Origin of the sequence: Streptomyces beijiangensis, from assembly GCF_017315755.1 — a bacterium.
GTDB classification, from domain to species: Bacteria; Actinomycetota; Actinomycetes; order Streptomycetales; family Streptomycetaceae; genus Streptomyces; species Streptomyces beijiangensis.
Map to the genome: position 1 here is coordinate 1 of NZ_JAFLRJ010000201.1, position 12,737 is coordinate 12,737.

10 protein-coding genes are annotated in these 12,737 nt (G+C 57.7%); 7 read left to right on the top strand and 3 right to left on the bottom strand.

Annotated elements, in window-relative coordinates:
• Positions 1–3: 3 nt before the first annotated feature.
• Both J0695_RS21525 and J0695_RS21530 read right to left on the bottom strand, forming a co-directional pair.
• On the bottom strand, positions 4–609 hold the full coding sequence (locus J0695_RS21525) for an ATP-grasp domain-containing protein (protein ID WP_206963756.1): 606 nt from the start codon (positions 607–609) through the stop codon (positions 4–6).
• Complete coding sequence (locus J0695_RS21530; protein WP_206963757.1) at positions 606–1,874, bottom strand: MFS transporter; 1,269 nt, start codon at positions 1,872–1,874, stop codon at positions 606–608. The genes J0695_RS21525 and J0695_RS21530 overlap by 4 nt, the downstream gene beginning before the upstream one ends.
• A gap of 1,670 nt (positions 1,875–3,544) precedes the next feature.
• On the opposite strand from J0695_RS21530, the gene J0695_RS21535 reads away from it, so the two are divergent.
• On the top strand, positions 3,545–3,703 hold the full coding sequence (locus J0695_RS21535) for a hypothetical protein (RefSeq protein WP_206963758.1): 159 nt from the start codon (positions 3,545–3,547) through the stop codon (positions 3,701–3,703).
• Between the two features lie 204 nt (positions 3,704–3,907).
• Here J0695_RS21535 and J0695_RS21540 read toward each other — a convergent pair whose 3' ends face one another.
• Complete coding sequence (locus tag J0695_RS21540) at positions 3,908–4,111, bottom strand: hypothetical protein (protein ID WP_206963759.1); 204 nt, start codon at positions 4,109–4,111, stop codon at positions 3,908–3,910.
• 438 nt (positions 4,112–4,549) lie between these two features.
• Between J0695_RS21540 and J0695_RS21545 the strand changes: the two genes are divergently transcribed.
• The 6 genes from J0695_RS21545 (at position 4,550) to J0695_RS21570 (ending at position 12,687) form a co-directional block, all read left to right on the top strand.
• Complete coding sequence (locus J0695_RS21545) at positions 4,550–5,650, top strand: hypothetical protein (RefSeq protein WP_206963760.1); 1,101 nt, start codon at positions 4,550–4,552, stop codon at positions 5,648–5,650.
• Positions 5,651–5,762: 112 nt separating this feature from the next.
• On the top strand, positions 5,763–7,517 hold the full coding sequence (locus J0695_RS21550) for a non-ribosomal peptide synthetase (RefSeq protein WP_206963761.1): 1,755 nt from the start codon (positions 5,763–5,765) through the stop codon (positions 7,515–7,517).
• Between the two features lie 29 nt (positions 7,518–7,546).
• Positions 7,547–8,785, top strand: coding sequence for an ATP-grasp domain-containing protein (locus tag J0695_RS21555; RefSeq protein ID WP_206963762.1), 1,239 nt, complete (start codon positions 7,547–7,549; stop codon positions 8,783–8,785).
• Complete coding sequence (locus J0695_RS21560; RefSeq protein ID WP_206963763.1) at positions 8,778–9,995, top strand: argininosuccinate synthase-related protein; 1,218 nt, start codon at positions 8,778–8,780, stop codon at positions 9,993–9,995. The genes J0695_RS21555 and J0695_RS21560 overlap by 8 nt, the downstream gene beginning before the upstream one ends.
• Positions 9,996–10,068: 73 nt before the next feature.
• Positions 10,069–11,406: a preATP grasp domain-containing protein gene (locus tag J0695_RS21565; protein WP_206963764.1), complete on the top strand. Its 1,338-nt coding sequence runs from the start codon at positions 10,069–10,071 to the stop codon at positions 11,404–11,406.
• A gap of 105 nt (positions 11,407–11,511) precedes the next feature.
• Positions 11,512–12,687: an NAD(P)-dependent malic enzyme gene (locus J0695_RS21570; RefSeq protein WP_206963765.1), complete on the top strand. Its 1,176-nt coding sequence runs from the start codon at positions 11,512–11,514 to the stop codon at positions 12,685–12,687.
• Positions 12,688–12,737 lie beyond the last annotated feature (50 nt).

Genomic DNA, 12,737 nt, shown 5'->3' on the forward strand with positions numbered 1-12,737 from the left:
CAGTTACGGGACAGTCCTTAGATCGCTCTGGGAAGCCACGGTGCGTGTGTTGATCGTTCCTGATCCCGAAGCAGGCTTCAAGACGATTGGGAATTTTAGATCCTCCCTGACTCGCATGACGTCCCGATTTCGACTGCGATCACCTACGCTCCGCCAGGTGGCAGTTTGAACGCCAGCCTTTTGGACGCGAGATTTCATTATCCGCTTGTCGCGGTAGGACACGTGCCGCATGGTGTCGTGAGTGTCGACTTCCAGCAACACACCAAGATAGCCGGCGCCGAACTGGCTGAATTCTGTGAAACTAATGATTCGATCTATCTCAACACCCTGCAGCGACAGATCGGCAGCCACCGACGCTATGCCCTCAATGCTGTCAAACTCTCGAACGCGATATACGCGCTCGACGCGTTCCAGAATATCCCAGTCAGGGTTTGAATGATCGATATCGTAGTCGTCCAACACGACATAGAGATGCGAAGTAATTTCCAGGAGTGCGTTAACCAGCTCGCGATCCCACTTACACACCACGACGTGCTGCTGTGGCCTGATTTCTTCGAGATCGAATTCCAGCGGTCCGCCAGAAGGTGTTGGTGAATCGAGTGAGCTCACGGAGTTACCTCGTCTTCCTTTCCGGCGAGTGGGACTGCATATTCCTGTGCCTCAGCTCGCGTCACTTTGCGTACAGTGTGGATACATGCCAAGGCGCACCCCAGAACCAGGACTCCGCCCAACACCATCACCGTCCTGGCTCCGAGCGTCCGTGTGAGGAATCCCGATGCCAGGGCAGCGACCACCGAAGCGGCATGCCCCAGTGCGAGTGCTGCGGAGTACACCCGTCCCTGCAACTCCTGGGGTGTGACCCTTTGCCGGTAAGAGCTCGCTGCGACTACCCAAAGCGCAAAGGCCACCCCGGCTGCCATATACGCCGCGGTTGCGGTGACGGGGCCGACCGACAATCCGAAGCAGATCCGCGACATACCGATGACGCCGATAGCACATGCCAGGGCGGGTCCGCTGCCCATACGTTTTACTATCCTCGGTGCGCAGAGCCCGCCAAGCACGCTGCCGAGCGCCGCAGATGTGAAGAGCAGTGCATAGCTAGAATCTGAAAGTTTCAGATCTTCTTTTGCGAACAGAACCAGCACCGCCGTGCCGAGCAAGAGCGAAAAGTTAACGGCAGCATTAGTCAAGGTGATCGTTCGCAGCAGCGGTTGCTGCCAGATGGTGCGCACGCCATCCTTCAGGTCCGAAATAATCGACCGTGTAGTTCTGTCATTCTTCAGGGGCTCGCAGGTGTCGGACGCGGCAACCGGAATAAGCAAGATCAACAGCGCGGATACGCCGAATGAAATGCTATCGAGAAGAAACGGAAGGCTAGCGGATATTCCGAACAATAGACCTGCGACAGGCGAACCAACTACATCCTGTGCCAGCATACGGGCCGTAAACAGTCGAGAATTTGCCCCCTCTAGTGCGTTCTCTGGCACAAGGCTGGAGATCGCCGGTTGCGCCGCAGAGTCGGCGAAAGCCTCACAGACCGGCAAGATCACGGCGAGCATATATATATGCCACATCTGTGTCTCACCGGCAGCAACCAGGCCAGCGAACAATCCAACCAAGGGGAAGCGAATGCCATTCCCGAAGACTATGACGCGGCGCCAAGTCAGCCTATCCACCAAAACGCCGGCAAGCGGCCCAAAGGTCAACCAGGATAGCGATGAGAGGGTAAGGATCAGCGAAATCTCTAGCGGGTCCTGACTTACGGTGTACCCAAGCAGTGGAAGTGCGACGATTCGCATTCCATCGCCGAGGTTCGAGATACTTGAAGACGCCCACAGGGTCCAGTACTTCTTCCCGAGGGGAACGTTTGCCACAGCCTACTCCTTGCCGATACTCCAGCCTTCGCCCGAGAGATCTGCGTCTGCTGGCGTGGTGCGACGAGTATTACCGGTGAGCCCAAGGTGGGTCTACGGTTGAGGGATTGCGGCAACTAGCCACGGCAGGTAATGGACAGGCTGATCCCCTGTATCAAATGCTGAGACCGCGCCAGACGGACGCTTCTAGCGCCTTCTGCGGATTCCATTGAATTCGCGCCCTTGCAGGTGGGGCGACCTGTATCCGTTGTCACGGATATAGGAAACCAACACCAATGAGCAAAGACTTGACCATCATGGAGCTAACGGCAGCATCTACCAGTAGTTGGTCAAACCTGGCGATGTTAGCGAGCGTTGGCGGCCTGGTTGGGGTGATCGTGAGCCGGCAGTACGGGGTTGGGTGAGCCTGAGGGCTGAGGTTGATGGAGCGACCTGGCAGTCCGATCTGGCGCCCGCCTGGGTTGGCTGGAGGAGTTTGCCGTGCGCTTCGACCTCCCTGGCCGAGGAGGAACTGGTGGTCGGTGTGCGGTGTAGCGGACTCCACTTCCTCCCCTCGGAATTGGCGTGGACGGCGAGTGGTTCAGCGCTCGGCAACCGGAATCAGGGCTCAGGAACGAAGCCATCGCGCCACGCAACGGCGGGTGCATCGTCATCGACGGCACCGGCGATCGGAAGGACGGTACGGTCCCCGCGCACGTAGGCCAGCAGTGGCTGCGCAGGCTCGGCAAGACACGCAACGGCTTGGTTGCGTGTCCATGGTCGGGCCCGGCGGGTGGTCTTCCCATGCGCTGCATGCGTAGCTGTCTATCCCCGTACACCATTTGCGCCTTGGTCGTCGACCGTGAGGTGGTGCCCGCCGTCCCGGGCCTCGGGTTCTCCGGGCCGACGCAGGACCGGGCTGCAACGCCAGCCGGGTGGCACGGGTCTGGGCCGGAGAGCAAGGGTTCGCTTGCCGGCGACGGTGGTCAACTGTGCCACCCGACCACTGTCGACTGCTATCAGTGTTGCGTGAGGCCCGAGTGGCTTACGTGGGGGCGCTCCAGCCGCGCAATGCAGCTGGTTCGGCCAGCCGACCACATACTCCAATCGATACCGTGCGCTCCAACCGCGGAAGAATGCTGATCGTCGCGGCGTCTAGATGCTCGTTGAGCGACTCTTGAGCAGTGGCTCCGCCCCACTCAGCCTGGCCCCCTGGAAACGTCCTCATCGCGCCCTGTTGCGCCCGTACGCCAGGGCGCGTCTCACCTGCTGAAGCCGCCTTGTCGGCTCCGGTCCTCACCTGTGGCGCGCTCTTGGCTTGCGCCCGACATCATCCAGGACCGCTGTGGTCCGTGCGGATCGAGATCGATCAGACGCGCACCAATGGCTTTGCCCGACGTGGTCTCCGCCAGCCACAGCCTTGATCTCTACCGCTGGCCTAGCGAACTACTGGTTACTGGACATGACGGAAGATACCGATCTCCTGTCTCTCTATGTGGACGCCTCGGGGGCGCTGGCGCTGAGTGGACGTGTCTAGTGCACGCAGGGGCGAACCTATAGACGCAGGTAGCTGCCGATCACAGAATCCTTTCAACGATGCAGCGCAGAGATCGGAAAGCTTCCATCTCTGTGGCTGATCGGACCAGGTGAGTTAACCAATTCTGTCAAACGGGGTCGTCATGTCTTCTCTAATGCGCAAGCTCCTCTCGGTGCTGGCAATCGTCGCTGCAGTCGCCACCGGAATCTCCGAGTTCGGATCGGATAATCCGAAGGCAAAAGAGTCGCAGGTGCTGGGAGCCGGTAAATCCGAGGTTCTGGAGCAGAACACTCTGGTCAACGGCTGGTGGTAGCAGCGCATGAATGATCGAGTGTTCCTCTCGCCGACAGTTCATACAAGTACTCAGGCTTATGTCCGTGCAGCCGAGCGATGGAATCCGGCGGAGTCGTTCCCGTTGCTCGAGGGACCTGTCCTCGAACGGACCATCGCCAAATTCTCGCTAGCACAAGTGGAAGATGCCTCCGCTGCCGCGTTGCCGGGGGTCGCACCGTGTCATCTACCGGGTGTCGTACTCTCCTTCGGTGGGGAGGAAGTAGCGGCGGTAGCTGGCTTGCTCGCGAGAGCCACCGGTCGGGCTCACCGTGTCACGACGCAGACGGAAATTGCGGCGGAGCTGGATCGGCTGGGCGATGAATTTGTGGCTCTGGTGGCTCTCGCTGAGGATCTGGAAGCGCTGGGCGATTTGCCTGGCGATGGACATCCGCGGCTAGGTCTGGTCACTACTCGTGAACTGGACGCTCTGGCGGCACTCGTATATCGAACGCTCGCCCTACCTTCGTTGCCTGGCACACAGGACCGCCGACTTGTTCACCCAGCGCTCCCAGGCTCACAAGATGCCGACGTGGTTAGCTTTGAGGATCTAAGTCTGATCACCGCCAAGCGCTCTGAGCTCTTGGTCCTGCGTAGCCATGGCAGAGAGTGCTCCCTCAACCTGCCGGATGCCATCATCTGCGGTCGGTCCAGCAACGAACTCTCCACAGGCGCACTGCCAGTTAACACCAGAGTCCCGGCGTGCATGCTCGGGGGAGGCTGCTACCGCCACGATCTCGAGCCCGAGGATCGCATACCTGCCCATGCAATATCAGGCACAGTTGTCTACGCGCAGTCATGTCATTCAGCCTCGCCCGGTGTAAGCGGAATGCCTCTGTCCACCAACCTGTCCCTCGGGTTGCTTGAAGGGACGGCTGTTGCGGTCATCGGATCCCTCGGGCGTCATCGAGTGGATGCGAAGGCTGAGCACATACTTACTGAAGCCCTCAATGACGGCCTGCGCTTGGGCGATGTGGCCAAAAGGCTCAACGAGTACGGGCAAGGCGTCGGCGGGGAGATGAGCAAAGTCATCCTGCTTGGCGACCCGGCGATCAGCTTCCCTAACAGGAGCGCTAGCAGTCTTCGGGCCGTGGTGTCCCCAAAGCACGTCGATGGGCGTGGCACGCCTGCGCCGACGGCAATAGATGCGACAACCATGGTCGAGGTCAACCATCTGTCAACACAGGTGCTGCCGGCGCTTCAGAGACTGCGCTGGATGGACATAGAGGTCGACCAGGCGGCACTAATCCAATGGGACGATGCCGCAATCCATCTGGCACGTGTCTGCTTGCAGCCCTTCCATGATGACGCCCCAATGGCAGGCGAACTGACTAGCGTCCTGTCGGACGACGTGGCATCAGCTCAAATCAATATTCTCAAAGGGATTGTGGAGAATGCTCACGCTACCTGGTGGCGTCCTGGCGGTCCGCTGCTGTCGGAATGCCAGCCAGTAGCGTCGACTGCTGTGCCATGCCCACACTGCGGGCGGAACTCTGCACGCAGCAGCATCTATCGCCATCGAACACGCGAGGATCTGCTGGTGCACTTGGGTATTTGCCCACGATGCGGAACCTGGCGGTGGTCATCGGCTGCAGGTGGGCCCGTCAGGCACACGACCCCGATGGACATTCAGGCGCGTGTCGGGGAGGCCATATCGCTTACCGCAGCCCTCCACAACGACTCAAACCGCACAGTCCGCGGCGCTGCGGCCTTCGTATTTGTCAATGGCGCATACGAACATCTGCCAGCTCCAACTGTTCAGGCAGTGACTCTTGCCCCAGGCGTCAGTGAACCCATGACAGTTACAGTGCGGCCTGACCGGCGTCGTGTCTCCGTTGATCTGCATGAGGGCATGTTTCTCACACTCATCGACGGGGCTTTCAGTGCCTACCCGCTAGTTGTAGATCTGCGTCCGTCACGTACCGGCTGAGGGTGCCTGGAAGTAGATCTATTCGCAGGGTGCAGAGCTCACGTCAACCGATCCGTCCAATAGCCAAGGAGACCCGTTGCCCCGCCTTAGCCAGTTGATCAGCTGTGAGACCTTGACGGGGCTCTTCGATCGAACGGTAGTAGAGCACCCAGATCGTGCGGCAGTCAGTGACGGCCAACGTGAGCTGAGCTACTTGGAGCTGTCGTCCCGGGCTCGCGCCCTCGCTGCCCACCTTGCCTCGCAGGGAGTCGGCATCGAGGACCGGGTAGCCATTAACCGGCCCCGGTCGGTGGACACCTTCGTCTCGATGATCGGAATTCTGCAGTCAGGCGCCGCGTATGTATCCGTGGACGAACGCTATCCGAACGCGCGCCGTGACCTAATGATCCGAGACAGTGGGGCTCAATACGTAGTTACAGACCCTGGAGGCAGAGAGCGCCTTGCCCACTTGGAAGCCGAAGGCATCGAGATAGTTGAGTGGCTCAGCGAGCCGGTAGATGCAGTGACGCGCTTCCCGGTTCCTGGAGTTAGACCAAACACGGCTGCCTGTGTGCTATTCACGTCCGGATCCACCGGCTCACCGAAGTCCTTCGTACTCGAGCACGGGAACATGATTGCCTTTGCGTGTAACCCTGCTATGCCGGCTCTTTCTCATACGGACCGTACTAGCCAAATCGCAAGTACTTCATTCGATGCTTTCCACTACGAGGTCTGGTTCACTTTTGCTGCTGGCGCACACCTCGTTGTTATGCCTTCAATGCCTGAACTCCTTGCTTCTGACTTGCAACACGAGTTGCAGAAGCGAGAGATCAGCGTGATGATCGCCCCCACTATGGCCTTCAACCACTTGGCGCATGAAGCCCCGGAGACCTTTGCCGGGCTGAGGATTCTCCAAGTCGGTGGAGGTGCAATGCTGCCATCCGCTTGCACGAGCCTTTTGCAGTCCGATTTTACGGGCAGCCTGTGGAATTTGTATGGGCCATCGGAGACCACGACAGGTTGCAGTGTGCATCACGTGGAGCGCATACATGAAGACGAGGAGAGCGTCCCGATCGGTCGCCCTCTTGAGGGGTTCATGCTGTACGTGCTTGACGGCGATCGTAGCCCGGTTCCCGATGGAGAGATGGGGGAACTGTATATCGGTGGACCGGGAGTTGCACGAGGGTATATCGGGGAAGCTGCGATACGCGAGAATCGTTTCCTTAAGGACCCCTTCTCCCGAGTTGACGGCCGAATGTATGCCAGTGGTGACCTAGTTCGTAGGCGACCCGACGGTATTTACGAATACTTTGGTCGTATCGATGAGCAGGTTAAGATTCGCGGATACCGTGTAGAACCCGGCGATGTTGAGATCACTCTGGCTCATCACCCGCAGGTTCATGAGGTTGCTGTCCTGGTGACAGGAGAAGACTCCGACCTGCGGATCGATGCATTTGTAGCGGCCGCGGAAGGTGTTACCCCGAAGGACGTACGTGACTTCGCTGAGGCCGAGCTTCCAGACTATATGATCCCCAGTCGTATATACGTCCTCGCTGAACTGCCGGCCAATGAGAGCGGGAAACGAGATCGCGACGTACTCCGGTCAATGCTGGATCGGGAGCAGGTACGTGCTGCGCAGCATCGGCCGGCACAGACTGAAACGGAGAAGTATCTTGCAGCTTTGTGGGAAAAGCTCCTGCGCCTAGAAGCCGTAGGAAGGGGTGACGACTTCTTCTATCTCGGTGGTAATTCTCTCCTCGCATTTCGGGTTAAGCGACACATCCGACGAGATGTGGGAGTGGACGTAGGGTTCCGAACACTGACGCTGCATTCCACCCTTAGCGATCTCGCTCATGTAATCGATGGCCTAAAGACCGACGCAGTTTAGTGTCGGACCATCTTCATGTGGAGGTCACTATGGATCGAATTGCAGTCGTCTATGATCTGGGATCAGCTGGCGTCATGGATATCGCTGCCGCGCTGGAAAACTTCGCCACCCCAGTGTTCGTCTGTCCAGACTCAACGGACCCCAGCCAGCCCAAAGAACTCATGAACGAATTTGGAATCCTGTGTGACATAACTGGGTTGGACCTAGGGCAGGCCGTTGAGCGTATTCGGGACTACAACCCCAAGGGCATAGTGACCTTTAGCGAACATCAGCTAGGGCACACTGCGGACCTGGCACAGGAGTTGGGCCTAGCCTTCCACTCGCCCCATACCGTCCAGTATCTGACCCAGAAGCACGTGCAGCGCACCATTCTAAATTCTATCGGTGCGTCTTCTGTAATGACTCGGATTGTCGAAGACAAAGAATCCGCACTGCGCGCCTTTGAAGAAGTCGGGGCGCCATCTGTCCTTAAGCCTAACCAGGGATCAGGGAGTCGAAGCACTTATCCTATTCGCTCCGTGGAGGATCTCGTCAGGGCTTGTGGGGAAATCTTCCCGAGAAGTGCGCTTGGACGATCTGAACTGTTCGTGCTAGAGCAGGAAATGGACGGCGTAGCGCCGGGAGCGGCATGGGGCGACTACGTTTCTGTTGAAACCGCGGTGCATGATCATGAGATCACCCATCTCGAAGTAACGGGAAAATTCCCGCTTGCTGAACCATTTCGAGAGACGGGTTCCTTCATGCCGGCGGCCCTTTCTATGGCTGAACGAGAGGATGTTCTCGAAGTTGCGTCCCTTGCCCTGAAAGCTCTAGGCGTACGTCATGGCGTTTGTCATACGGAAGTTAAGTTGACAGAGCGTGGGCCGCAGGTGATTGAAGTCAATGGTCGGCTAGGTGGGCGTGTCCATGAGCTTCTCGCTGATTCTAAGGGTATAAATGCAATCGAAATCGCCGTTCGGATCGCTATGGGCGATACGGGAATCATGCGGAATGTAGGTGCCAGTCCGCGCCGCCGAGTTTCCTTCCTTTACGCGAAGCTCCCACCCCTCGAAGCAACGAGAATGGTGCGGATTGAGGGAACAGGGAATCTTCAGCTGAGGCCAGAGATTTCGAGAGTAATCGTTCATCAAGAACCCGGTCACAATCTTGATTGGCGTGACGGCAGACTCGGAAATACATACGTTTGCTATGGGGCCACCCAGACTCATGAAGATCTCTCGAGCTTGATAGCTGACATCGAGGAAACAGTGCGGGTGACTTATGAGTGAGATTCTGAGAGTTGATATGGGCGTGATTAGGTCATTCGAGGAGATATTTCCCGCCGGAACTCCTGCAGATACTCCGGTGGTCACTCTTTTCAGCGGTGGGCTCGACAGCACGTATCTTCTGTACCGCCTCAAATCGCTAAGGGCTAAGAATGTTCATGCTCTGACGGTTGAACTTGGCGAAGACGAGTCGCGACAGACCAAGCAGGAAATATGCGATCAACTGGGTATCCAGCTGCACGTCGTTGATGCACGAGAGAGATTCGTTGAGGATTTTGTATGGCCTGCAATTGCAGCCCAAGCAGTATATCTCGATACTCACCCAATCAGCTCGTCTCTCAGTAGGCCACTGATCGCTGAGGTAGCGCAGGAGCTGGCAGAGTCACTTGGTGCGCCAATCATGCTCCACACGGCAAATCGCTCTCAGAACACTTTGCGACGCTTGAACGGTGCTTTCGCGCTTCTTGGCTACAAAGGCCGATACGGGAGTCCCTACGACCTGGATCCGATCGACAGAGAGCAAAAGATCGTCGAGCTCAAGGCAGCCGGTCTGCATCAAATGAGTGAGCGCCATGTAAGTGGTGACTCAAACCTTTGGTGCCGTGAGTTCGAGTCGGGCTTCTTGGACGACCCTGAGGATCATCGAGTTCCAGAACACATGTATCAGTGGAGCGAAGTCGCCAACGCTATTGCTAAAGAATCTGTGCAAGTGAGTTTCGTAGCAGGCCGACCAACCGCAGTGAACGGTGTTGAGATGCCCTTGATGGATCTGATCTCAGTACTCAACCGTCAGTGCGGCGCTTACGGCATCGGTCGCTATAGCGGTCTTGAACACCTTGAGGGCGATGTGAAAGTGCTCGAGCTTCGCGAGATGCCGGCTGCATGGATACTACTGAAATCTTTCCGACACCTGGAAACTGCAGTCCTGTCTTCCGAGACGATTCGAGAGAAGATGCACACGGAGCAAGTCTGGGTGAGGGAGGCTCTCGAGGGGCGGTGGTTCGGGGAACTCCGGGCTGCCGCCCAGGCATTCGTCGGATCATGCGCTGCAAAGGTTACCGGCTCGGTTCGATGGCGCTTGAGTGTCGGTCAAGCACAGACTGACTCGATCACTGCCGATCAACCGTTGTACGTACGCAATAGGGAGGCGTGGGAGACCGAATCGATTTGGCTAGAGAGGTCGTCCTTCCGGGCCGCGGCTTCGGTCAACTAGTAACTCCCAGCCAATCTTTAGGAGGGCCCTTCCCGTGCCAACTCTAATCATCAGTAACCAACGAACTGAGGAAATGGTCGGCGATCTGGCGATACTTTCTCCTGACTACCGACGGTACGTCGGGAATCAGGCGCAACGCATGGCCTGGTCTCTTCAGTCTGGTGACGTGCTGGTTCTCCCAGTTGAGCCCGATGAATCGTTCCTTCGCTATGTGACGTCTCAGCTCAAGATAGAACGGTCCTCCGTTGAGGTCCTCGTACCTCCACCCGGCATATATGGGGACGGGGTTCTTTCACGCGACCGGCTTGCAGATGAGGGATTCCGGCGCCGTCTTCGGAGGGTCGTTGCCGAGCGCGATGTAAGAAAAGTGCTTCCGTTTCATTTTGACAGCAATATTGTTTCGTTGGTGAAGTGGCTCGGTTTGGGCGATGTGACACCCGGCTTCGGTTTTCTGGAGCAGGGAGGTGGCAGGCTTCTTAACAGTAAGTCTACATTCCGCGCTTTGGCGGGTGGCGCGGGAGTCCCAGTGCCCGAGGGTAAGGTCTGCTCTTCTATAGAGGCGGCTGAGGTGTTCATGTGGACGGAACTCCTGTCTCGCGGATTCCCCGGTATCCTAAAACGAGATTTCCATGTTGCTGGGTTCGGAAATGAGATCGTGAGTCCGGTATCAGATGTTGAACCCATCGGGGCACTCCGGACAGTAGTGGTCGACGATCGAGCCGAACTGGCTAAATATCTCGCCGAGCGATGGGACTGGCTCACAGATGGCGGCTGCCGCCCGGTTGTAATAGAGCGCTACTTTGTGGACTCTGTGCCGATTTGTGCAGAGTTTCAGGTTGATGACCAAGGTGTCGAGCAGACGGGCCACGGCGAGATGCGCATGGCTCCAGTACTGAACGGGCACGTCTGGCCGGCTCCATCATGTGACCTGCCGGCCTTTGGGCTGTTCCTTGAAGCCGCGAGACGCCTCTGCGGACCCATCCATGCAATGGGTTACCGAGGTGTGGTGAGCGTTGATGCGGTGGTGACGCCTGACGGTGATTTTTTGATTAACGAATTTAATTGTCGGGTCAGTGGGTCTACTCACGCATATCATATTGCCGAACGAGTCGTTGGGTTGGGTAAGTCTTGGGATCGGGTGCTGGTAGAGCAGAGGCGTTGCACCTTTCCTAGGGTGAGTGTCGCGGTCAAGGCTTTGCGTCAAAGTGGCTTGGCATACGACCATGATGCCCGCTGCGGTGTCCTGATTGCTGTTGACGACAACAGTCCATCTGGCGGCTTTGGTGAGTACTGTGTTGTTGCTGAGCACATGGACGATGCGCAGGCAATCGAGGCCGAGATCGCTGACCTGTTTGCTGCTATTACTGAATCAATAGCTACGCGGACTTTCGATGCTGGCGCTGGGGCGTGATGGCAGGTTCGTGACTATGGCTGTTCTGGGCTGGGTTGAAACAACCGAGGCAGCTATCACTGCACTCTTCTGTCAAGATTGAATCGGCACGCACTAAGGGACATCATGACTGCCATTGGATCTCGGGAGTATGTTCAGATTGGTGACTCGGAAATATTCGAGGCTCATGAGGGAGGAAAGCTGAGCATCGGCATTTCACCACCTATCGACGGTCCACATGCCTTGTCTGTGGCGTACACCCCCGGTGTGGCGAGGGTCAGTTCAGCGATAGCAAGGGATGCTTCCCTGGCTGCCCGTTATACGTGGGCCACTCGACTCGTTGCCGTTGTTACGAACGGAACTGCTGTGCTCGGCCTGGGTAATATCGGACCTGCCGCGGCTCTGCCGGTCATGGAGGGGAAGGCGGCCCTCTTCAAACGCTTCGCAGACTTGAACGCCATACCGATCGTCCTTGATGCTGCAAGTGTGGACGAGATCGTTGAGGTTCTGCGCCGCCTTAGGCCGTCTTTTGGGGCGGTGTGCTTGGAGGACATAGCGGCACCCGACTGCTTCGACCTGGAAGAACGCCTTACGTCTGTTCTCGACTGCCCTGTCATGCATGATGACCAACATGGCACAGCGGTATCTGTCCTGGCAGCCCTTCGAGGTGCTTCCTCAGTGCTAGGGCGCCGAGTTGAGTCCAACCGAGTTGTCGTCTGTGGTGCTGGGGCCGCTGGTATCGCAACAGCAAGGATCCTTTTGGCTGCCGGGATCAAGGACGTTACCGTGGTCGACTCACGTGGTGTTCTGTTTGATGGGCGCCGGAGTATGAGTGCCGTCAAGCTAGATGTGGCAGCTCAGACAAACCCTCACGGGATACGTGGCGGCTTGGCCGAGGCTATTCGCGATGCCGATGTCTTCATAGGTCTTTCGTCGTCCATCGTGCCAGAATCGCTGATCGCGACAATGGCGCCCCAGGCAATCGTGTTCGCCTTGTCGAACCCTGTGCCCGAGATCCACCCCCACCTGGCCTCACGACATGCCGCGATTGTGGGCACAGGAGGCAGTGATTATCCGAATCAGATCATCAACACTCTGGCATCGCCTGGGATCTTCAGAGGAGCTCTGGACGCCGGAGTCCGATTCATAACAGATCGCATGAAACTTGCAGCAGCCGATGCGATTGCTGCGGTGGCGGCTGACGCGCTGGCCTTCGATCAGATCGTTCCTCACTCCCTCGATCCTCGGGTGGTTCCTGCCGTCACTGCTGCAGTCGTTGAGGCGGCCAGGTTTAAGGGGTGACCTGTAGGTGGCGTCTGCTCCAAGGCCGGCTAAGGCTTGTCCCGTAAATG